Source organism: Silvibacterium bohemicum (assembly GCF_001006305.1).
In the GTDB taxonomy this organism is placed as follows: Bacteria; Acidobacteriota; Terriglobia; order Terriglobales; family Acidobacteriaceae; genus Silvibacterium; species Silvibacterium bohemicum.
Window position 1 is genome coordinate 1 of sequence record NZ_LBHJ01000002.1, and the last position, 23,438, is coordinate 23,438.

At 60.1% G+C, this 23,438-nt stretch carries 17 protein-coding genes; 14 read left to right on the forward strand and 3 right to left on the reverse strand.

Features of this window, described 5'->3' with window-relative positions:
* Positions 1-222: 222 nt before the first annotated feature.
* Complete coding sequence (locus XX99_RS03920) at positions 223-1,971, reverse strand: ArnT family glycosyltransferase (protein WP_050058109.1); 1,749 nt, start codon at positions 1,969-1,971, stop codon at positions 223-225.
* A gap of 546 nt (positions 1,972-2,517) precedes the next feature.
* Between XX99_RS03920 and XX99_RS03925 the strand changes: the two genes are divergently transcribed.
* Positions 2,518-3,594: a Rieske 2Fe-2S domain-containing protein gene (locus XX99_RS03925; protein ID WP_050058110.1), complete on the forward strand. Its 1,077-nt coding sequence runs from the start codon at positions 2,518-2,520 to the stop codon at positions 3,592-3,594.
* Positions 3,595-3,881: 287 nt separating this feature from the next.
* Here the strand turns inward: XX99_RS03925 and XX99_RS03930 are convergent, their stop codons facing one another.
* Positions 3,882-6,470, reverse strand: coding sequence for a DUF3536 domain-containing protein (locus XX99_RS03930; RefSeq protein ID WP_050058111.1), 2,589 nt, complete (start codon positions 6,468-6,470; stop codon positions 3,882-3,884).
* Positions 6,471-6,601: 131 nt separating this feature from the next.
* Entirely contained in the window at positions 6,602-7,291 is a 690-nt protein-coding gene (locus tag XX99_RS03935) for a DNA-3-methyladenine glycosylase family protein (RefSeq protein ID WP_050058112.1), read from the reverse strand.
* A 535-nt stretch (positions 7,292-7,826) separates the two neighbouring features.
* Between XX99_RS03935 and XX99_RS03940 the strand changes: the two genes are divergently transcribed.
* From XX99_RS03940 to XX99_RS04000, 13 genes are all read left to right on the forward strand, one after another.
* Positions 7,827-8,711 (forward strand): cytochrome c3 family protein, encoded by an 885-nt coding sequence (locus XX99_RS03940; protein WP_050058113.1) that lies wholly within the window; start codon positions 7,827-7,829, stop codon positions 8,709-8,711.
* Entirely contained in the window at positions 8,699-11,884 is a 3,186-nt protein-coding gene (locus tag XX99_RS03945; protein WP_231581138.1) for a TAT-variant-translocated molybdopterin oxidoreductase, read from the forward strand. The genes XX99_RS03940 and XX99_RS03945 overlap by 13 nt, the downstream gene beginning before the upstream one ends.
* 29 nt (positions 11,885-11,913) lie before the next feature.
* The gene (nrfD, locus tag XX99_RS03950; protein WP_050058114.1) at positions 11,914-13,338 is read left to right on the forward strand and encodes an NrfD/PsrC family molybdoenzyme membrane anchor subunit; all 1,425 of its coding nucleotides are present in this window, start codon (positions 11,914-11,916) and stop codon (positions 13,336-13,338) included.
* Complete coding sequence (locus tag XX99_RS03955; protein WP_050058115.1) at positions 13,338-13,880, forward strand: DUF3341 domain-containing protein; 543 nt, start codon at positions 13,338-13,340, stop codon at positions 13,878-13,880. Before nrfD ends, XX99_RS03955 begins: the two co-directional genes overlap by 1 nt.
* A 115-nt stretch (positions 13,881-13,995) precedes the next feature.
* Positions 13,996-14,721, forward strand: coding sequence for a c-type cytochrome (locus tag XX99_RS03960; RefSeq protein ID WP_082125274.1), 726 nt, complete (start codon positions 13,996-13,998; stop codon positions 14,719-14,721).
* An 85-nt stretch (positions 14,722-14,806) separates the two neighbouring features.
* On the forward strand, positions 14,807-16,093 hold the full coding sequence (locus XX99_RS03965) for a hypothetical protein (RefSeq protein WP_050058116.1): 1,287 nt from the start codon (positions 14,807-14,809) through the stop codon (positions 16,091-16,093).
* Entirely contained in the window at positions 16,080-16,745 is a 666-nt protein-coding gene (locus tag XX99_RS03970; RefSeq protein ID WP_156185787.1) for a hypothetical protein, read from the forward strand. Before XX99_RS03965 ends, XX99_RS03970 begins: the two co-directional genes overlap by 14 nt.
* A gap of 87 nt (positions 16,746-16,832) precedes the next feature.
* Positions 16,833-17,726, forward strand: coding sequence for an SCO family protein (locus XX99_RS03975; protein ID WP_184085177.1), 894 nt, complete (start codon positions 16,833-16,835; stop codon positions 17,724-17,726).
* Positions 17,727-17,734: 8 nt separating this feature from the next.
* Entirely contained in the window at positions 17,735-18,874 is a 1,140-nt protein-coding gene (coxB, locus tag XX99_RS03980; RefSeq protein ID WP_082125236.1) for a cytochrome c oxidase subunit II, read from the forward strand.
* Positions 18,871-20,532 (forward strand): cytochrome c oxidase subunit I, encoded by a 1,662-nt coding sequence (gene ctaD / locus XX99_RS03985; protein ID WP_050058119.1) that lies wholly within the window; start codon positions 18,871-18,873, stop codon positions 20,530-20,532. Before coxB ends, ctaD begins: the two co-directional genes overlap by 4 nt.
* Positions 20,525-21,262, forward strand: a complete 738-nt coding sequence (locus XX99_RS03990) for a cytochrome c oxidase subunit 3 family protein (protein ID WP_050058120.1) — start codon at positions 20,525-20,527, stop codon at positions 21,260-21,262. The genes ctaD and XX99_RS03990 overlap by 8 nt, the downstream gene beginning before the upstream one ends.
* A gap of 27 nt (positions 21,263-21,289) precedes the next feature.
* Entirely contained in the window at positions 21,290-21,610 is a 321-nt protein-coding gene (locus XX99_RS03995) for a cytochrome C oxidase subunit IV family protein (RefSeq protein ID WP_050058121.1), read from the forward strand.
* Between the two features lie 321 nt (positions 21,611-21,931).
* A complete protein-coding gene (locus XX99_RS04000) occupies positions 21,932-23,416 on the forward strand; it encodes a deoxyribodipyrimidine photo-lyase (RefSeq protein ID WP_231581139.1) in 1,485 nt (494 codons plus the stop codon).
* Positions 23,417-23,438 lie beyond the last annotated feature (22 nt).

A 23,438-nucleotide genomic window follows, 5' to 3' on the forward strand; every position in this document is an offset into this window, starting at 1 on the left:
ATGGTAGCCTCAACTACAACTCGCCCATCAGCCGTATCGGTAATGAAACAACCTCTTGACCTTCTACAGGCACCCGCGATTGCTGAAATTCTTCGCTGTACCATCCCAATACCCAACAACGCGCATCGAGGGTTTCGGATTGCGCAGAATGACGGCGTTTTAGATTCTGCCGCACCCGACACTACACTCTGCACCCTAAACCCTGTCCCCTACACCCTGCCTTCAGAACGCTGCTCCACCGTTATTCGGCTCGTTGCTTACGATCTGGTGGCCGCCGTCGCGTCCGATGAGGTAGCTCTGGGCTGGTAGTTGGGGGGCGGCGTCGGGGGTGGTCCATAGGAAGACGCGGCCCGGGCCGTTCCATAGCTTGGCCAGGTCGTTCAGGTCGACAAAGACGGGGGGCGCGTCGGAGGCGGAAGATCCGGGCGCGAGGTCTCCTGCGGGCGTGTTGAGGATCAGGATTCGTTTCTCAAGATAGAAGCCGAGCGCGGAGGCGTCTTCGTAGCGGCCCTGGATGACCACGGCGTCGCCGGCGCCGACCTCGGGCTTGATGGCTTCGGCGAGGATGGCGGAAGAGAAGACCGGCGAGAAGGTATTCAGCGCGATGTGCGCGGCGATGAGCAGAAAGGCCATCATTCCGGCAAGGAAGCAGTTAGCCAGGCGGGCGTGGCCGCGCAGGCGGAAGACGAGATTGGCTACGACACCCGCGGCCAGAGCCGCTGCGGCGACGAGCAGCGGAATGCGAAACGCGCCCATGGAGGCGAGGGTGAGATCGCGCAGGTATCCGAAGAAGAGCCGGTGGCCGCTGTGCAGATGGAGCAAGGTCGCGATGTCCACGGCGAAGCCTGGGAACGGGGCGTGCAGGGCCAAAACCACCGCGGCGAAGGCCGTTGCGATGCCGAGCACGGCGAAGATCCAGGCAAAGATGCGGCCGAGCGGCGATGGAGACGCCTCGTCTTCGGCAAGCCATCCTGCGGCGAGGATGGCGAGGGCGGGCAGAGCAGGCAGCGCCGAGAATTCGTGGCGATTCCAGAAGCTGAAGAAGAGCGTGGTCACGACCAGCCAGAGCACGAGCAGGATTTGCGCCTGCTGCTTGCAATCGAGCTTGGCTCCAGCTGCAGCCACCGGGCGAGTGAACAGCAGGCGTGGAATGCGGGTGAGCGCGGCGATGGAGAAGAAGCTCCAGGGCAGAAGAAAGAGCAGGAGAAAGGCCCAGAAGAGCAGGAGCGGTGTGTTCCACACGCGGGGCAGTGCGGAGAAATAGGGCCGCCTGGGATTAGCGGAGTGAACCGCCAGCCGCCACGGAAGCGCGATGGCCAAAAAGACGGCAGTAGCGATCACGGGGTGCCAGCGCAGCAGATGGCTCAGGTTCCGGGTGAAGAAGAGAAACAGAACGACCGTCGCCAGGGGCAGGATGACGCCGGCCGGTCCCTGGGTGAGCGTGCCGAGGGCACAGCAGAGGGCGAATCCGAGGGCGGTTCCGAGCGACGGGGCGCGTGTCGAGCGCCAGAAGAAATAGAGCGCCGCTGTCACCCAGAGGGTGAGCACGACCTGCGGGTAGAGCAGATGCGAGAAGAGGAAGATGCCGCTGGATGTGATGAGAATGAGCGCGGAGTAAAAGCCGGCGACCGGCGTGAGGAACATGCGCGCGCCCAGCGCCAGGGTCACGATGAAGAGCGCGAGCGCAGCGAAGGCCAGGGGGAGACGCGCGGCCCAATCGGTTACGCCGAAGAGTTTGAAGCTGAGGGCGGTGGCCCAGGTGAGCAGCGGCGAGACGGAGAGATAGCGCACGCCATCGAGGTGCGGGGTGATCCAATCGCCAGCGGTGGCCATCTCGCGGGCGGCTTCGGCCTGGACGGAGTCGACGCCGTCGAGCAGCGGCGGTTTGAGCAGCGAAAAGGAGGCGTAGAGGAGAAACCAGAGGCCGAGCAGCGGGAGCCAGAAGCGCTTGGCCGTGCGCAGGCTGTTCATCGGCGGCTGTCCTTCGCGGGGTTGGAGTGGCCGGGGCGCGGTTGGGGGCGCATTGGGCGATTATATAGAGGCCGCGAGTCAGCGCGCCTTCGGCGCAGGCGGGTCAGCGGACGGAGCGGCTAGTTGTCAGTCATATAGACGGTCAATAATTTTTGGCCTGCGGTGCTCTTTTGTGATGAATTTCACCGCTAAGACGCTAAGTCCGCAAAGGGGCGCATTGGGGCGATTCTGGAGCGGGACTGGTCTCCTGGCGGCCGCGCTTCTCGCACGCGGCTGCGGTTTTTGGGGAGAGGCTTGCGGTTCACTGCGCTTACGGGTATTCACCACAGGGGACGCGGAGAGCACAGAGGTCTGTACTTGTGTATTTGGCGTCTCTGTGGAGATATCCGGTGAAAGTCTCTATGTTCTCTGTGGTACATGCTTTTTGAGGGAATTTCACCGCTAAGATGCTAAGGACGCCAAGTTTCCGCAAGGGGATGAGTGGGCATTGCGGCTATCGTTCTCGCTGTGGGCGATATAGTAAGGCTAGGTTTTCTAACTTCGAATATGGCTACGCTTCCGCAGGTCCCTGCGACCACGCTCCTCTATAACGACTGGTATCCGGCTATGCGCAGCGAGCGGCTCTCGGGCAAGAAGCTTGAGACGACCATGCTGATGGGCATTCCCATGGTGCTGGGGCGGAAGGACGACGGCACGTTGTTTGCCATGCGCGACAGCTGTCCGCATCGTGGGATTCCCCTCTCCTGCGGATGGTTCGACGGCAAGGAAGTTACCTGCAAATATCACGGATGGGCCTTCGAGCCGGGAAGCGGGCAGTGCACGCTGATTCCCTCGCTCACCAGCCATGACACGCTCGATGCGCGCAGGATTTTTGCCACGGCTTTTCCCTGCGAGGAGCGCGACGGCTATGCGTGGGTCTATGTTTCGGAGCCGGGGATGGGGCGGGCGCGCCTGGAGGCGATTCGTCCTGCGGTGCCTGAGCTTCCGAAGTTCGGAGCGAAGTTCCGCAGCGCACACCTGGTTGCCGACCTGCCCTGCAATGTCGATCACGGCATCATCGGGCTGATGGATCCGGCGCACGGGCCGTTCGTGCATCAGGCGTGGTGGTGGCGCAAGCGGGCCAGCATTCATGAAAAGGAAAAGCATTTCGAGCCGATTCCGGAGGGGTTTCGCATGTCGGCGCATGCTCCGTCGGGAAACTCGGCGCCGTACAAGCTGCTGGGTGTCTACGGCGAGCCGATTACGACGACCATCGATTTCGTTCTGCCAAATCGCCGCTTCGAGACCATTCGCTGCGGTCCGAAGTGGTTTTCCAGCCTCACAACTGTAACTCCCACGGTGGCGAATGCCTGCCGCATCGATGTCTATGCGGCGTGGAATATTTTTTATGCGATTCCGCTGGTCACGACGATCGCGAAGTTCTTCGGGAAGCGCTTTGTCGAGCAGGATCGGATGACGATGGTTCAGCAATCGGAGGGGTTGCGGTACGATCCGTCGCTGATGCTGATCGATGATGCGGATCGCCCCGCGAAGTGGTACTTCGCGCTGAAGCAGGCGCGGCTCGATGGCGAGCCGGCGCGGCATCCGATGAGCGGTCCGGTTAGTCTGCGCTGGCGGAGCTGATTCGCTGCACAATTTCCTCCGGGGCTGAAGCCGCTCTCTGATTTTGAATTGATTCCCGGAATAAGTCCGGGGCTCCCTCCGTTGTTTGGGTGTCTTCGTGCGTAGGTTAATGAGACGATCGCGCTTTTGGGCCGTGGGCTTGTGTGATCCCACATCCCAGAATCGAGATGTGGGGCACCCGGTTTACGTGTCGGATGTTCGTCTCGGGACATCCCTTACACTTCAGCGCTTGTGGCCCGATTTCGTTCCGGTTTGACAAGCTTTCGCAGTGGCCTTGATTTCAGGCTCTATGCCCTCGCGGATACGGCTACCTGCAGCGTTGCGCCGTCGTCCTCGATAACTAAATCTTCTACGGAGATGCGCATCAGCTTGCCGAGCTCGAAGAATTTGCGGCACCAGGAGTTTGGGTCGAGGCTGCAGGAGAGGCCCATGCGCCGGTAAATGTCGTACCAGAGATTTTGCGCCTGCCATAGGTTGAGCTCGAAGGGCAGCGTCGATAAGATCTGCGCTACGAGCAGCGCATTTTCGAGAGCCGCTGTTTCGTCGGTGCTGAGCGTGACTTCTTCCTGCACGTCGATCATGGCGCGTTTCATTTTCTGGTCGGCGATGTAGCTGAGCAGGGTCTTGTCCAGCGTGACCTGGTCGGCGCGGGAGAGCCCGAGATAAGAGCGTAGCTCGATCCCATCGATGGGATCGCTTTCGAGGGCGCGGCGCAGGCCGGCGTTGATGGCGAAATTCGCGGCCAGGGTCAGAGCTGCGGGGCGCGGCAGATTGCTCTGGCTGAGGAAGTGCAGCAGCGCCGCTTGGTCGCGGTAGATGGTGATAAGGGTGTCTTCCACTTCCGAGAGAGTGGTCTTGAGGATGAGATCCATGATGCGCAGCTGCTCGTCGCGGAAGAGCGATTGAATGGAATAAGACGGGCCGGGGAAGTAGCTGTCGAAGAGGCGGATGACGGACGGGAAGTCGGCGCGGATCACCGCGGTGCGCGCGTTCTGGATGAATTCGGCGTGAGCTGCGGCTTGCGTTTCGTCGTAGCGCTTCACGGCGGCGGTGATGTTCTGATCGCCGAAGTGCAGCACGGCGAAGAGGAGGGTCTCCTGTTCGTCGGTGAACTTTGAAGCGATGTGAGCCTGCCCGATCATCAATCGTCCGCGGCCGGAGGAGACGACTTCCGCGGCCTGCCGGGTGATGGTGTAGCAGAAGAGATCGGCCTGACCGGCGTAGTTCTTGAAGATGGAGCTGATGGCGTAGTGGGCAGCCACCTGTTCCAGGCCGACGGCCATGTTCTTGATTGAATCCCAGAAGATGGCGGCTCCATCCTGCCTCTCCGGCACATTGCTCTTGGCGGCGGCGAGCATGCGCACGAATTCAGCTTCGAGCGCGGCTCCTGCTTCGCCGAAGAGCGAAGATGCGAGCTGCAGCACGCGCGCCGCATAGGCGATGATCTGCACGGTTTCGATTCCGGAGATGTCGTCGAAGAACCAGCCGCAGCTGGTGTACATGAGCATGGCGTGCCGTTCCAGCTCCATCAGCTCGAGCGCATCGGTGTGCTGCGCCTCGGTGAGCTTGGGGTCGCCGTAGTGGCTGAGGAAGGCGGCTCGCTTTTCGCGGTCGAGCACCACCTGGATATAGGCGTTGCGCGCGCTGTCGAGGTCCGGATAGAGACCTTTGGCTTTGGCCTGGACCATGGGCGCTACCGAATCGCGCAGCCAGTCGAGTGCGTCGCGCAATGGCTTGCGCCACTCCTGATTCCATCCCTGGCGCCCGCCGTTGCAGCCGCAGTTGGAGCGCCAGCGTTCGATGCCGTGAGCGCAGCTCCACGAGGTATCTTCGACGATCTGCGCCTCGCATAGCGGAGGAAACCGCTCCAGGAATTCGCCATAGTTGATGAGCCTGGCCTGATCTCCGCCGGCAATCCATTTCAAGGCGAAGGCCAGCGCCATCTCGCCGTAGCGATGATGATGGCCGTAGCTCTCGCCATCGGTGGCTACATGCACCAGCTGCGGGCGATCGGCATCGGTGAAGCCGCCGATGAGGCGCTTGGCAAAGTTTCCGCCGTCATTCAGGATGCCTTCGAAGGCGATGGCGCGGGAGCGCGGTCCGTCATAGAAGAAGACGGCGATGCACTGGTCATTCTTGAGGCGAACCAAGTAAGGCTGAGTTGTATCGACAGAGGCATTCGGTGTTTCTTTCCAGGCGGACTCGACAGGTTTCTCGGGTTCGGCTGCTGGTTTGGCTGTTTTCTTCTGTGTGCCGGCTGCGGCGACGGTTTCGGTGGCGTTGGGCGAGCATGCCGATTCGGTTTCCGCGATGGAGCGCACGCGGGCGCATTGATGCGGCGCGAGGACTACGAACTTGATATCGTGCTCGGCCAGCAGCTCGAGCGATTCGGTGTCGACTGCGGTTTCGGGCAGCCACATGCCTTCGGGCTTGCGTCCAAAGCGGCTCTCGAAGTCGGCGATGCCCCAGCGGATCTGCGTGATGCGGTCGCGCGTCGAGGCCAGCGGCATGATGACGTGGTTGTAGACCTGCGCCATGGCCGATCCGTGCCCGGCGAAATGCTGGCGGCTGTTGACGTCGGCATCCAGAATCATGCGGTATGCGCGGGGGGCGTTCTCTTTCAGCCAGGAGAGCAGCGTGGGGCCGAAGTTGAAGCTGATCCAGCCGTAATTGTTGAGGATGCGGACGATGCGATTCTCCGCATTGACCATGCGCGCCGCACCGTTAGGAGCGTAGCACTCGGCGGTGATGCGGTCGTTCCAGTCGTGATAGGGAGCGGCGGAGTCCTGCGTCTCTACCGTCTCCAGCCAGGGGTTTTCGCGGGGCGGCTGATAGAAGTGGCCGTGGATGCAGATGTAGCGTTCGGGTGCCGGCATTTGGGGGAGTCCTCGCAACTATTATCCCTGTTCCAGCTCTATCATCCACCTACCGGCCGATTTTACTTTCTATTAGCGGAAGGCTGTTTCACCGCCAAGACGCTAAGAGCGCCAAGAGCATATCGGCCAAGTTATTCCGGTGGGGGCGAGGGTTTGCCGGCTAGATCGCAGGCTCTCCACATGTACCAACTCGCCACAGACCGCCAGGGGCGCCAGCGTTCTCCGCGACGCAGCATCTCGGCGGGCTTGGCCAGCATGGTGGCGTCGAAGGGCTTGCGTTTAGGCAGGCGCTTGAAGGTGAGCGCGAAGCCTTTGCGTATTCCGTAGTCGCTTACGGGCAACACATCGGGGCGGCCTAGGCGGAAGATCAACAACATCTCTACTGTCCAGGGACCGATGCCGCGCACCTGTGTGAGGCGATCGATGATCTCCTGGTCGGGCAGGCGGCGAATCTGCGTGAGCGTGGGGACGGTGCCATCCAATGTCTTCGCGGCGAGATCGCGCAGCGCGAGCAGCTTGTTTGCGGAGAGGCCGCAGCCGCGCATGCGATCTTCCGGCGCGGCGAGGATATGTTCCGGCGTCGGATGATACTCGCCGAAGTAAGTCAGCAATCGCTTGAGAATGGCGGCCGCGGCCTTGCCGTGCAGCTGCTGATAGATGATCGACTCGAGCAGCGCTTCAAACGGCGAGTGCTGGCTCTTGAGGCGCAGCGTGTACGGTCCGGCGCGCTCGATGAGTTGTCCTAAGACAGGATCGGCCTCAGCCAATTCTTTGCAGGCCAGGGTGGTGTCGTAGCGCGGAGTTCGGCGGCCATCGAGCATGGATCTAAGACTAGCTGATGAGGCGGGTGGCTAAATAGCGGGTAGCCGAAGTCCGGGCATCTTATCTCCAATGACTTCTTTCTCTCCCTCGTGGATTGATGCACGTTCCCCGAACGTACTCATCGTTGATGGTCGTGGGCGGAGAAACTTTTTCGCGAGGGAGAGAAATCATTTCGTTGAAGTGCCGTTATATCTTGCCGATGATTTTCCTCATTCGTTTGTTCGCGACCCGTTTTTCAGCGACCGGCCTCTTAGCCACCCGCACTTCAGCCAACCGCTTCTTAGCTGCTCCTAATTTGCGACTGATTCAGTCGTTATTTACAAGCAGAAGACCCTCGCTAGATTTTTCATGGAGTTGCCGTGCGCGCTTGATTTGATTGCCGTTTTGCCTGATATAGTGATCCTTCGATTTTGAGCCCCCTGTTTTGGGTTGCGAAAAATGATGTCCGCAACCTCCGTTCCGTTCACCGCATTCGAGGCAGGGCGTCAGTCCGCCAAACCAAGCATGGATCTTTGAGGAAGCAGGAACGCATTCATGGCGCAGATTTTTGACCGCAGCTCAAACGCGCTTGCCCGGATGAGCCTGGTCTTGACGGGATTGATCGTAATTGCCCTGGGAGTAACGCTCGATCAATTGCAACGGTCGCCCTGGGTGACGCGGCAGGGGCAGCGGGCGGATCAGCCGGTTCCCTTCAGCCACAAGCACCATGTGCAGGGGCTGGGCTTGCAGTGCCAGTACTGCCACACGTCGGTCGAGAAATCGAGCTACGCCGGCATTCCTCCGACGCGCACCTGCATGAACTGCCACGCGCAGATCTGGACCAACGCCGAGCTGTTGCAGCCGGTGCGCGACAGCTGGGCCACGGGCGAATCGATCGTGTGGACCAAGGTGCACGACCTTCCCGACTACGTTTACTTCAGCCACGAGATCCATGTGAACAAGGGCATGGGCTGTTCGAGCTGTCACGGACGGGTCGATGAGATGCCCATCATGTATCAGCAGAATACGCTGCAGATGGAGTGGTGCCTGAACTGCCATCGCAATCCGGCCGCGAATATCCGGCCCACCAGCCAGATCTACAACATGGCGTGGAAGAGCCCGTCGGAGCTGAGCCCCGTTTGGTGCGCGGCTTCCGATGTGAAGAAGGGCGTTCCGACTGCGCAGTCGGTGAACTGCACGAGCAGCGATCCCGCGTCGGGATCGGGTAATCCGCAACTGGCCTCGCTGCATCTGAATCCAGCACGCCTCGCCTTGATTTCCGGCGCGCAGGCCACAGACGCGCCGACATCGGTGAGGACGCCGCAGCCCGTGAGCTATACGAAGTTCACCAGCCAGGAGGCGCTGGGCAGCTTCCTGGTGCAGCACTACAACATCCGCTCGCCGCGCGATCTGTCGAGCTGCGAGGTATGCCACCGATGAAAGAGCAGGGTGTGGGGTTCAGGGTGCAGGGTACAGCGGGAGACGGCGTCGAGTTTATGAGCGAGCACGAGATTTCGGCCACTGAAAAACAGACTGCGAAGCTTACGCTGGATGGGGTCCGCAAGAAGCTGGCCGGGCAGACGGGCAAAAAGTATTGGCGTTCGCTGGATGAGCTGGCGGGCACGCCGGAGTTCGACGCGGCGGTCCAGCAGGAGTTCCCGCAGCACAGCTCGGAGTGGATCGATCCGGTCTCGCGGCGCGGCTTCATGAAGCTGATGGGCGCATCGATGGCGCTGGCCGGACTGGCTGGATGCACCAAGCAGCCCGACGAGCCTATCTATCCTTACGTGAAGGCTCCGGAAGATTTGATTCTGGGCAAGCCGGTGTTCTTTGCGACGGCGTTTCCATTTCCCACGGGAGCCGTTCCACTTTTAGTTAAGAGCGATGCTTATCGGCCGATCAAGGTCGATGGCAATCCCGATCATCCGCTGACTGCGGGGGGATCGGATCCGATCACGCAGGGCACGCTGCTCGACCTGTACGATCCCGATCGCTCGCAGCGCTGCTACTATCGCGGCGAAATTCGCGAGTGGGCGGCGTTTCTGGCTTCCTTTCGCGCCACGCTGGCCGAGAAAAAAGCAGCGGGTGGAGCGGGCGTTTACATCCTGAGCGGCACCGTAACTTCGCCGACCATGGCGGCGCAGTGGAAGAAGGCGCAGGCCTCCTATCCAAATGCGAAGTGGGTGCAGTATGACGCGGTCAATCGCGACTCCGCGTATGCGGCGTCGAAGGCGGCGTTCGGCGATTACGCCGATGCGCAATACAAGCTGGATGCGGCCGATGTGATTGTTTCGCTCGATGCGGACTTTCTCTCCGGCGCGACCTTCCCCGGATTTCACAAGCTGGCCAAGGATTACACAAAGCGGCGCAAGCTGGAGAAAGCTTCCTCCGGCGACTACAGCATGAACCGGCTCTATGTCGCCGAGAGCATGACGACAACTACGGGGCTCAAGGCGGATCATCGCCTGGCATTGCGGGCGAGCGACGTTCCGGGCTTTGCGGCGGCGTTGGCAGCGGCAGTTGGAGCTGGTTCGGCACCGTCGGGATATACATGGTCCGATGATGCGCAGAAGTTTTTGGCCTCTGTCGCGAAAGATTTGAAGGCAAGCGGCGGCAAGTGCGTGGTGATTCCCGGCGAGCAGCAGCCGGCGAGTGTGCACGCAGCGGCCATCGCCATCAACGATGCGCTGGGCAACGTGGGCAAGACGGTGATCTATACCGAGACCGTGAATCCCATGCCATCGATGCAGACCGACGATCTGAAGTCCCTGGTTGCGGACATGAACGCGGGCAAGGTGGAGTGGCTGGTCATCCTGAATGCCAATCCGGTGTACTCGGCTCCCGCCGATCTGCAGTTTGAAGACGCGCTGGGCAAGGTGAAGACGACCGTGCATCTCGGCTCGCATCGCGACGAGACGGGACTCACTACGGATTGGCACATCAACGGGACGCACTATCTGGAAGCATGGTCGGATGCGCGCGCGTATGACGGCACGGTTTCCGTTGTGCAGCCGCTGATCGATCCGCTCTATGGCGGCCACTCGGCGCATGAGGTGGTGCAGTCGCTGCTCGACAATCCCGACCTCTCGGCTTATGAGGCCGTGCGCGCGACATGGGCGGCGCAGGCTCCGGCGAAGGGCGCGGATGCGGACTTCGGCTGGCGCAAGATTCTGCACGACGGCTTCATTGCGAACACCGCCTACACGGCGAAGAGCGGTGGAGGCAAAGCTGCGATCCCGGCAGTTGCAGCGCAGGCTGCAGCCGATTCGATCGAGATCATCTTCCGTCCCGACTATCACGTCTACGATGGCCGTTATGCCAACGTGGGCTGGCTGCAGGAGATTCCGCGTCCGGTCACGAACCTTTCCTGGGACAACGCTGCGCTGATGAGCTATGCAACGCTCGAAAAGATCGGCGCGTCGGAGCATGACGTTTTAGAGATCACGCTGAACGGCAGGAAGGTACTGGCTCCGGCGCTGGCGGTTCCCGGCCATGCGGATGGCTCGATCACGCTGCATCTGGGGCAGGGCCGCAAGATTGGCCGCGTTGCCGGCGGCGTGGGCTTCAACGCCTATCAGATCAGAACTTCCGACGCGCCGCTTTATTCAGGCGGAGCGAGCATCAAGAAGACCGGCGACGTGTGGGGCTTTGCGGTCACCAAGAGCCACTACATCGATCAGCGCTCGGTCAAGGTCGGCGGCGACGGCAGCGGGACACATTCGATCGAAGGCAACGAGGCGATGGATCGCGGAATTATCCGCTATGCCACGCTGGATGAGTTCAAGCAGCACCCGGGCTTCGCGCACGAAGGTTCGGGCAAGGACGATCCTGATCCAGACACCAGCATGTTCCCGGCTTATCGCTACGACAAGAACGCGTGGGGCATGTCCATCGACATGAACTCCTGCGTGGGCTGCAATGCCTGCGTGGCGAGCTGCTATGCGGAAAACAATATTGCAGTCGTCGGCAAGCACCAGGTGACGATGGGGCGCATGATGGCGTGGCTGCGCATCGATACTTACTATGAGGGCGATCTGGCCGCGCCGCGCGCGCACTTTCAGCCGATGGCCTGCCATCACTGCGAGAACGCGCCCTGCGAGCAGGTTTGCCCGGTGGGTGCGACGGTGCATACGCCGGAAGGCCTCAACACGATGGTTTACAACCGCTGCGTGGGCACCCGCTACTGCTCGAACAACTGTCCTTATAAGGTGCGCCGCTTCAACTTCCTGCTCTACTCCGATTACGAGACGGAGAGCCTGAAGCTGATGCACAATCCTGACGTGACGGTGCGCAGCCGCGGCGTGATGGAGAAGTGCAGCTACTGCGTGCAGCGCATCAACGCGGCCAAGATCGAAGCCGATAAGGAGAATCGCGAGATTCGCGACGGCGAAGTGGTCACCGCCTGCCAGCAGGCCTGCCCAACCGATGCCATTGTCTTCGGCAACATCAACGACGGGTCGAGCCGGGTAAGAAAGCTCAAACAGCAGGAGCGTTCCTACGGCGTGCTGGCCGACATCAACACGCGTCCCCGCACCACTTACTTAGCGGAAGTGATCAACATCAATCCCGAGCTTGCGGCCGCGCGCGGAGAGTTTGCGCCGGAGAACAGCTAATCCGAGTCGAGGCCAAGAGGGTTTAAGCGATGGCAACCAAAGACGCACCCATTAACGATCCCATGATCGACCCCATCACCGGGGAAGACCGGGTTCTCGCGCCTGGGCACACATTCAAGTCGGTCACGGAAAAGATTTCGAACATTGTCCTGACGCCGCACACTCCGCTGGGGTGGTTTGCGGGCTTTGTGTTGGCGGGCGGGGTGATGGGCGCGCTGCTGGTGGCCGTGACCTGGCTCTTTCTGCGCGGCGTGGGCATCTGGGCGATCACCATCCCGGTGGCCTGGGGCTTCGCCATCATCAACTTCGTCTGGTGGATCGGCATCGGCCACGCCGGTACGCTGATCTCGGCCATTCTGCTGCTCTTCAAGCAGCAGTGGCGCAACTCGATCAACCGCTTCGCCGAGGCAATGACCATCTTTGCGGTAGTCTGCGCCGGCATGTTCCCTCTGATTCACGTTGGCCGGCCGTGGCTGGGGTACTGGCTCTTTCCGTATCCGAATTCGATGAACGTCTGGCCGCAGTTCCGCTCGCCGCTGCTGTGGGACGTCTTCGCGGTCTCGACTTACGCTACGATCTCGGTGGTCTTCTGGTACATCGGCATGATTCCCGATCTTGGGACCTTGCGCGACCGCTCGAAGTCGAAGCTCGGGCAGTATGTCTACGGCATCGTGGCCATGGGCTGGCGCGGCTCGGTGCGCCACTGGGTGCGCTATGAGACGGCCTCGCTGCTGCTGGCTGGTCTGGCGACGCCGCTGGTGCTTTCGGTACACACGGTTATCAGCTTCGACTTCGCGGTGGCGCTGCTGCCCGGCTGGCACACTACGATCTTCCCGCCTTACTTCGTGGCCGGCGCCGTCTATTCGGGCTTTGCCATGGTCATCACGCTGGCGGTGCCGATCCGCAAGTTTTATCACCTGGAAGACCTGATCACGCTGCGCCATCTCGACAACATGGCCAAGGTCATGCTGACGACGGGGCTGATCGTGGCCTACGGCTACGCGATGGAAGTATTCATGTCCTACTGGTACTCGGCCAGCCACTGGGAATACTTCATGATGTGGAACCGCATGTTCGGGCCGATGGGCTGGTCGTACTGGGTGCTGATCACCTGCAACATCGCGCTGCCGCAGTTGATGTGGCTCCGCTATGTGCGCAAGAGCGTGCCGCTGATGTTCCTCATGTCGCTGATCGTCAACACCGGCATGTGGTTCGAGCGTTTCGTGATCGTCGTCACCAGCCTCTATCGCGATTACCTGCCGTCTTCCTGGGGTACTTATCGCGCCACCAAGTGGGATTACGCGACCTTTGCCGGAACCCTGGGGCTGTTTACCTTTCTCTTCTTCCTCTTCGTGCGCTTCCTGCCCATGATTCCGATGTCGGAGATTCGCATGATGCTGCCCCAGGCCAAGGTGCGGACAGAGGCTGAAGCATTACCGGAGGCGGGTGACTAATGCCTATCGTTGAAGGAACCTACGGCCTGCTAGCCGAATTCGATACGCCGACGCAGCTGGTGCGGGCCGCAGAGAACGCGTACTCCGCGGGCTATCGCCGCATGGATTGCTACACGCCTTATCCGGTGGAAGAGGCGGCGGAGGCTATCGGCTTTCACAAGAACGAGGTCTCGCTGGTTTGCCTAATCGGCGGCCTGCTGGGGGTCGCGGCCATGTTCGGCCTCGAGACCTGGATCTCGCTCTGGGCCTATCCTCTGAATATTGCGGGACGTCCTTACTACTCGTGGCCGGCCTTCGTCGTTCCCGCTTACGAGTGGACCATCCTCTTTGCCGGACTCTCCGCGGCCTTCGGCATGCTTGCCCTGAACGGACTGCCGCAGGTGTATCACCCGCTCTTCAATGCGGCCAACTTCCGCAACGGCGCAAGCACCGACAAATTTTTCCTGTGCCTCGAAGCCACAGATCCGAAGTTCGAGCCTGCCGAGACGCGCAGCTTTCTGGAAACCCTGGCGCCGCTTTCGGTGGTGGAGGTGGAGTATTAAAACTACAGGGTTTAGGGTGCAGGGTTTAGGTTTTAGAGCTCAGGGGGCATGGCTGAGATCTGTTGGGATTGCTGCGCTGGCTGGGTTTGGCTTGATCGCTGGCTGCCGGCAGGATATGCACAACCAGCCTAAGTTCATTCCCCAGCGCGGCACGGATTTCTTTGCCGATGGGCGGTCTGCGCGTCCGCAGGTGGAGCACACGGTGGCGCGCGGGCAACTCCGCGAAGATCAGTATTTCTATACCGGATTGGTAGATGGCAAGGAGCAGGACGCCCTGCCCTTTCCGGCGACGATCCAAGTGCTCGAGCGTGGCCAGGAGCGTTTCAATGTTTATTGCACGCCCTGCCACTCGCGGGTCGGCAACGGTGACGGCATGATCGTGCAGCGCGGCTATAAGCCGGCGGGAAATTTCCATGACGCCAAGCGCCTGGCCCAGCCACTGAGCCACTACTTCTATGTCATGAGCAACGGCTACGGGGCGATGCCGGATTACTCAGCGCAGCTGCCTCCGGCGGATCGCTGGGCGGTCGCGGCCTACATTCGCGCGCTGCAGTTGAGCCAGAACGGAAAGCAGGGCGACGTTGCGGCGGGAGGAAAGGTCGAGAACCTTTCCGACATCGCAGAGCAAGAGGGATTGCCGGCGAGCTATGCGGGGCCATGGGAACTGCCGGGCACGGCGGTTTCGGCGAAGCCGACGGGAGCCACGGTTGAGAGCGTTCCTGAGGAGAACCAGAATCCTCCGGCGTCGAAGAACCGGCCTCCGATCCATCCAGAAGCAACGGCTCCAGCAACCGCGGCTCCAACAACGGGCGGCACGAGCACCAAGCCGGCTTCGCACTAGAAATCGCAAGAGCTGGAATCGTAAAAGCTGGGAATCGCAAAGCAGGACTGCAGGAAGAAAGCATTGAGGGTTTGGGAAGAGGCTCATGAGTCATAGTCATCACACCAAAACGCTGCCGGACCAACTGGCCGCACCGGCCTTTGTCGCCGGCTGGCGGAGCAGAGCGCTGGTTATCGGCGCAATCTTCTCGGCGGTTGCAGTCGTTCTCGGCTTCCTGAGCGGAGATGGCTGGAGCCACTTCCTGCGCGCCTGGCTGCTGGGGCTGATGATTACCTTCGGCTTCTCGGTGGGCGGCATGGCGCTGCTGATGGTGCAGTATCTATCGGGCGGCAAGTGGGGCCTGCTGGTGCGGCGGCCGCTTGAAGCCATGAGCCGGACTCTGCCGATCCCCTTCCTCTACTTCCTGCCGGTCGCGATCTTCGGCGTGAATTTCAAAAAGCTCTACCTGTGGGCGCAGTATCCCGATGCGGCAAGTGCAGCCAAGCAGCATCTCATCACCAATGAGCAGGCACACGCGATCATCTTCAAGCACGGCATGTTGAATCCGACGACCTTCTGGGTGACGTCGCTCTTCTGCTTCGCGGTGTGGTTTCTCTACAGCTACCTCTTGAATAGCTGGTCGCTGAAGCGCGATGCCGATCCTGCGCCCAACGTTCCTTATTGGCAGACGAAATTCGAGAACATCAGCGGATTCGGCGTGGTGGTCTACGCCATCCTGCTGACCGCCTGCGCGATTTTGTGGGTTATGTCGCTCGACCCCACCTGGTACTCGACGGTGTATGGGCTGCAGTTCCTTGTCGGCCAGGGATACGGCGTGCTGGCGCTGGTGATTCTGACGCTAATCGGCCTTTCGAATGCCGAGCCGATCAAGACCATCTTCCGTGTCACCGAGCAGCATGATCTGGGCAAGCTTTGCTTCGCCTTCACCATGCTCAATATGTATCTGGCCTTTGCTTCCTTCCTGATCATCTGGTCGGGCAACTCGCCGGAAGAGATTCCCTGGTATCTGGATCGCATTCGCGGCAACTGGGGCGTGATCGCAACGCTCGACGTCATCTTCCATTGGCTGATTCCGTTCTCGCTGCTGCTGTCGCGCGACCTGAAGCGGATCAAGAGCCGGCTGGTGGTGGTCTGCTGCATCATGATCTTCGCCCGCTGCTGGGATATGTGGTGGCTGATCGAGCCCAACTTCGCCGATGCGCGGCGCAATCTGCACTTCAGCGTAGGCATGCTGGAATATCTGGCGGTGCCGACGGCGCTGATCGCCTTCTGGATGGCCTACTACTTTACCCAGCTCACCAAGCGGCCGCTGGTCGCGACGAACGATCCGCACCTGGCGGAGATTCTGGAGCCCGAACATGCCCACGCATAATCCGTCCGACGTGCCTGAAAATGACGCCCACGGTCACCCGTCGCCGGACATGGCGCACTCGGTGCGCGAGGGCTATGAAGTCACCGACGTCAGCGTGCAGGGAATTTTTGTCTTCCTGGTAGGACTGTTTGCCTGCGTCGCCGTTTTCTTCGTCTTCTGCTTCGGCATGGGCAAGGTGATCAACAACGCGCTGTCCAAGAGCGACGGCCCGGTGAACAAGTGGAATGCGTCTTCCGCGGAGCCTACGGGGAAACTGCGCAACATGGAGTCGAATCCTGCCCAGGAACAGCAGGAGCTGCACCAGCTGACGCAAAGCTTTCCCACTCCGCGTCTGCAGGTCGACGACGGCAACCAGGATGTCGCGGGCCTTCATGAGCGCGAAGATCTGCTGCTCGATCACTACAGCTGGATCGACCGAGGACAGGGCAAGGTGCGTATTCCGATCGAGCGGGCGATGGAACTGATCGCGCAGCGCGGGCTTCCAGTGGCTCCGGCAGTGACCAACACAGAGCCGCTGATGGCGGGAGACTCGAAGCCGGTGGTGCAGGTTCCGCTGACCAACGGCTTTGCGCGCACAGCATTCGAGCAGGAAGAAGAAAGCGCGACCAGGCTGCCGGGCGAACAGTCCTCGGCTAAGGCGAATAACAACTAGGGTTTAGGGTTCAGGGCTCAGGGTTCAGAGCACAGAAAAGCAGAGCACGGGAGTTGGGATCGGGTTTCGATGATGAGAGTGGCTACAATGCGGGGTTGGACGAAGGCGGCGGGTACGAGCCTGCTGGCTCTGTCGCTGCTCTGTGTGGGTGCGCCTTCGGCTCGGTCTCAGGTTTCCGATTACGGCCAGAAGGAAGCTGGGCCGGTGCGGGATGAGGCTCCTCAGCTGCTCAAAAAGGTTGCCATCCTGCAGAAGCTCAACACGCAGCTTCCTTTGAATCTTGCCTTCCGTGATGAAAGCGGCAAGGCCGTAAAGCTCGGCGACTACTTCGGGCAGAAGCCTGCGATTCTTGCGCTGGTCTACTACCAGTGCAAGATGCTGTGCCCTGAAGAAATCGACCAGCTGGTCGGGTCGCTGGAGATGGTCAAGTTCGATCCGGGCAAGGACTTCAACGTTATCTTCGTGAGCATCGATCCCACCGAGACGCCGGAGATTGCAGCGAAGGAAAAGGCTACCTATCTGAAGCGTTATGGGCGTCCGCAGACGGCGAGCGGCTGGCATTTCCTCACCGGCCAGCAGCCGGAGATCGATGCGCTGGCAGCGGCGAGCGGCTTTGGCTTTACCAAGGTGCCGGGTCCGGATGGGAAGATGAACCAGTTCGCGCATGCCAGCTCGATCGAGCTGGTGACGCCGCACGGCATTCTGGCTCAGTACTATCTCGGAACCGAGTATTCTTCGCGCGATGTGCAGCTGGGTCTGGTCGAGGCTTCGCAGGGACGGATCGGCACGCCGGTGGATGCGGTGATCACTTATTGCTACCGCTATAACCCGCTGCTGAACCGCCACGATCTGGTGATTGCGCGCATTGTGCAGCTCGGTTGCATTCTTACCGTGTTGATTCTCGGCAGCTATATGTTTGTCAATTTTCGGCGTGATATCCGGAACGGGCGCATGGCGACCCGGAAACCCGCGATCGGATAAAGGGAACGATGCATTTTATAAGCCCGGTACTTTGGCAATTTCTCGTTAATTGGATGACGCACTTCGCGCTCTTTCCGCCCGAAGCGTCGAGGATCGCCCCGCAGGTCGATGCACTCTATTTCTTCCTGATCCTCATCTCGCTGGTGGGCATGGCGATTGTCATCGCACTGGTGGCCGGCTTCTCCATTCTGTATCGCAAGGAGCGCAACCCCGAGGCCACGCAGATCGAGGGCTCGACGCTGCTCGAAGCCACGTGGACCATCATCCCGCTGGCGCTGTTCATGGTGACCTTTGTCTGGGGCGCGCTGCTTTACTTCCGTATCTACGATCCGCCGACCAACGCGATGAACATCTATATTGTCGGCAAGCAGTGGATGTGGAAGGCCGAACATCCGGGCGGGCAGCATGAGATCAACTCGCTGCACGTTCCCAGCGGACGGCCGGTGCAGCTGACCATGATCTCGCAGGACGTCTTTCACAGCTTCTCGATTCCCGCCTTTCGCGTGAAGCGCGAGGTGATTCCGGGCCGCTATACGACGGTCTGGTTCGAGGCCACGACGCCGGGGACCTATCATCTGTTCTGCACCCAGTACTGCGGCACGCTGCACTCCCAGATGATTGGCGAAGTGACGGTATTGAAGCCGGAAGAATACGAGGCCTGGACGGCGGGCTCGACCAGCGGCATGTCTCTCGCGCAGAACGGCGAGCGGCTCTTCGCCAGCCTGGGTTGCAACTCTTGCCACTCGGGAAATGCGGCGGCGCGCGGACCGAACCTGGCTGCGGTTTACTCGTCGCGGGTGCCGCTGGCCAACGGATCCTATGCCTTCGTGGACGACGCTTTCCTGCGCGATTCGATTCTGAATCCGACCATGCACGTGACTGCAGGCTTCGCGCCTATCATGCCTACCTATCAAGGGCAGATCAGCGAAGAGGGGCTCATCGACTTAGTGGAGTACATCAAGCATCTGCACTCGAATTACCGTATCCAGCAGACTTTAAACACCAGCGAAGTGCAACCTTCGAATTTAGGGCAGAATGGAATCACGGCGCAGCGGACCTACACCGATATGCACTCCAGCCAGGTACCGCAGTCGGTGCAGACACAGCGCCAGGGAACGGCAGCACAGCCGGGGGTGGTGAACCAATGAGCACAATCGTAAGCCTTCCAGACCAGCAGACGGCGACCTTGCCGAAGCGGTCTTATCTGAACAGCGAGTATGGCCTGAAGAGCTGGCTGCTTACGGGAGATCACAAGCGGATCGCGATCCTCTATCTGATCTCGATCACCTTCTTCTTCTTCATTGGCGGTGCGATGGCCGGCCTCATCCGATTGGAGCTGCTGACCCCGCAGACCGACCTGATGGCGGCGGACACCTATAACAAGCTCTTCACCATGCACGGCATCATCATGATCTTCCTGTTCCTGGTGCCCTCGGTGCCGGCGACCATTGGGAACTTCCTGATACCGATCATGGTGGGCGCGAAGGATCTGGCCTTTCCGAAGATCAATCTGCTGAGCTGGTATCTCTATATCATCGGCGGAACGCTGACGCTGGCGGCGTTGATCTCAGGCGGCGTGGACACGGGCTGGACCTTCACCACTCCGCTGAGCACGCACTATCTGAATACGCACGTGATCACCGCCGGACTGGCGATCTTCGTTGCGGGATTCAGCTCGATCTTCACCGGCCTCAACTTCATCGTGACGATTCATCGCATGCGCGCGCCGGGCATGACGTGGTTCCGCTTGCCGCTGTTTGTCTGGTCGCACTATGCGGCTTCGATCCTGATGGTGCTAGGCACGCCGGTTCTAGCCATTGCGCTGGTGCTGGTGCTGCTGGAGCGGACGATTGGCATCGGAGTCTTCGATCCGGCCAAGGGCGGCGACCCGCTGCTCTTTCAACATCTCTTCTGGTTCTACTCGCACCCTGCCGTGTACATCATGATTCTGCCCGGCATGGGCGTGATCTCCGAAGTGATCAGCACCTTCTCGCGCAAGCGGGTCTTCGGATATACCGCGGTGGCCTTCTCGTCGGTTGCGATTGCGGTCTTTGGGTTCTTCGTATGGGAGCACCACATGTTCGTCATGGGTGTCTCCAATTATTCGGCGCTGGTGTTTTCGCTGCTGACCATGCTGGTGGCGGTGCCTTCGGCCATCAAGATCTTCAACTGGTCGGCAACTTTGTATAAGGGCTCGATCACCTTCGAGACGCCGATGCTCTACGCCTTCGGATTCATCGGCCTGTTCACCATCGGCGGCCTGACCGGCGTCTTTCTCGGATCGCTGGGCATGGACATCCATCTGACCGAGACCTACTTCATCGTGGCCCACTTCCACTTCGTGATGGTGGGCGGCATGCTCATGGCCTTCCTCTCCGGCGTTCACTTCTGGTGGCCGAAGATGACGGGGCGTATGTATCCCGAGGGGCTGTCAAAGCTGGCTGCGCTGGTGACGTTTATCGGATTCATCCTGACCTTCTTCCCGCAGTTCATCGTCGGTTATCTGGGCATGCCGCGGCGTTATGCTGCATATCCGCCTGAGTTCCAGGTGCTGAATGTGCTTTCGACCGCGGGCGCCTCTGTGCTGGGCGTGGGATATCTGCTGCCTATGCTGTATCTCACCTGGTCTCTGAAGTACGGCAAGATCGCGGGTGCGAATCCCTGGCAGGCGACCGGCCTAGAGTGGCAGATTCAATCGCCTCCCCTGACGGAAAACTTCCTCGAAACTCCGATTGTGGATTACGAGGCGTACGACTACGAGTGGCTGGCAAACAAGACCAAGAACGAGGTGACGACCGTTGGATAGCCAGGCGATCGCAACCCATCCCGAGCACGCGCACGGCGAGCATGAGCATCCGCCGTATCTGCGCCATCACTTCGCGACTGTCGAGCAGCAGCGCGAGACGGCCAGCTTCGGCATGTGGCTCTTCCTGCTGACGGAAATCATGTTCTTCGGCGGCATGTTCGCCGCCTACTTGATTTACCGCAACTGGTACTATCCGGCGTTCGTCGCGGGAAGCCATCAACTGTCGATCCTGCTGGGCACGGTGAATACCGCGGTGCTCATCTGCTCCAGCTTCACTATGGCGATGGGTGTGTACTCCGCCGAGATGAAACGCAAGGGCGCGCTGGTCATGTGGCTGCTGCTTACCATCCTGCTGGGCACGGTCTTCCTGGGAATCAAGGCGGACGAGTACCACGAGAAGTGGGAGAAGCACCACGTACCGGGGCTGAACTTCAGCGCCAATGATTTTGTGAACGGATCGAAGGGGTATCCCGACGACAAGCTTGCGCCGGACATGGCGCAGAAATCCCAGGTGTACTTCTCGCTGTACTTCGCGATGACCGGCATGCACGCTCTGCACATGATCATCGGCATCTCGATCCTGATCGTTCTGGTGATTCGAGCCCGACAAGGTGCGTACACCGAAGGCCACATGACGACGATAGAAAACTTCGGCCTGTACTGGCACTTCGTCGATATCGTGTGGATATTTCTGTTCCCGCTTTTATATCTGATCAGCCGGCACCAGTGACGGCATAAAACTTCAAGAGGCGAAACAATGTCTGCACCCAACGAACCGGCCAGCGATCACGTACACACAATTGTCAGCCCCACAGTCTATGCGGTGATCTTCGGCCTGCTGCTGCTCTGCACGGCGCTCACCGTCGGAGCGTCCTATCTGGAGATGGGGATCTTCAATCCCATCGTGGCGCTGGGCATTGCGGTGTTCAAGGCGGTGATCGTCGTGCTCTTCTTCATGCATGTGAAGTACAGCTCGAAACTCACCAAGCTGACGGTCGCTGCCGGCTTCTTCACCTTCATTGTGCTTATCACCATGACGCTTACGGATTATCTGAGCCGGGCGTGGGGTAGATGGTAACTTGCTGAAGTCCGGGTGGCCGGAGAGCGGTTGGCTTAGATCCGGCTGGATGAAAAGCGGGTGGCTGAAACCAATGATAAAAGCGTACTGAGTTGAAAGCGCCAAAGATCCGGGGCTAAAGCCCGTAGAATTTCATTGGTTTATTCGTGAGACTGAAGTCTCACGCTCCCTCCGAAAAATAACTGTCGAATTCATTAAGCAAATGCGGCTTTGGCCGTCTTTCTTTTTTGCCTCTGAAATTTTGGGATTGCGAAAGCAAAGGGTTGCGGCGGGTTTGTTTGCGCCTTCCCGCGTCTACCATGAATGAGGGAGAACGCTTTCGTGGCTGTGCGGAAGAGAGAAGCCGGGACTAAAAATAAAGTCGACACCAGGAACGACGTTGACACCCGGAGCGAAGTCGACTCAAAGCACGATGCTGGGCCGGAGTTTCTGGCCAAGCTGGCCGATGATCCTCGTGTGACGGTGCGGCGCGGCGGTGCTCCGCTTCAAGCTGGCAAGTGCGTCGTCTACTGGATGCAGCGGGCGGAGCGGGGCATCGACAATCCTGCCGTCGATCTTGCCATCAAGATCGGTGATGAGCTCAATCTGCCAGTCGTCGTATATTTTTCCGCGATCTCGAATTTTCCTCATGCCAATCTGCGGCACTATGTCTTTCTCAACCAGGGACTGGCGGATATCGAGGAAGACTTAGCCGAGCGCAATGTGACCTTCCTCGTGCGGCGGCCGCCCAATAATTCTCTTGAGGCGCTGCTCAAGGAAACCGGCGCGGCGATGGTTATCGGCGATGAGAATCCCTGCCGCGAGCCGGAGCGCTGGCGTAAGGTTCTGGCCAAGCGGCTGGAGCTGCCGTTCTGGACGGTCGATGCCGATGTGGTGGTGCCGTCGTCAGTCTTTCCCAAGCACCAGTACATGCTGCACATCATGCGGCCGCGGCTGAATGCGGAGCTGCCGAAGTATCTCGTCGCGCTTGAGAATACGAAGGCAAAGCATGCGTGGACAAAGCCGCGCGGCTTCGAACAATTCAACGTTCGAGAAGATGTCACTGCGGGATGGAAGAACTTTGACCGTTCCGTAAAACCTGTGGACAGCTTCATCGGCGGTACTCATGCGGCGCTCAAGCGACTGCAGCACTTCGTTCGTTATCAACTGGCCGACTATGACAAGCAGCGGAATCATCCAGAGATTGATGGGACGAGCCAGATGTCTCCCTACCTGCACTTCGGACACATCAGCCCGCTGACCGTTGCGCTGGCCGTCGATGAGGCCGTGAAGGAAGGCCATGCGACGCAGGCGGCGCGCGATTCGTACATCAACGAATTGATCGGCTGGCGTGAGCTGTCGGTCAACTTCGTGAAGTATGTGCCGAATTACGACTCCATCGAGTGCGCGCCGGAGTGGGCGCAGAAGACGCTGCGTGAGCACGCGCGCGACAAGCGTGATCCCGTCTATTCGCTCGAGCAGATGGAGCGCGCGGAGACCTACGACGAGCTTTGGAATGCGGCGCAGATGCAGATGGTGAAGATGGGATGGATGCACAACTATCTGCGCATGTATTGGGCGAAGAAGATGCTGGAGTGGTCGCCGAATCCGGCGAAGGCGTGGGAGTGGGCGGTGATTTTGAACGACAAGTACGAGCTCGATGGCCGCGATCCGAATGGGTACAACGGCATCGCATGGGCCATGGGCGGCGTGCATGACAGGCCCTGGTTCGATAGACCGATCTTTGGGACCATCCGCTACATGTCGGGCGCTTCGACGGGCAAGAAGTTCGACTCGAAGCGGTATATACGGCAGGTAGGCAGCTAAGAAGCGGTTAGGTAAGAAGCGG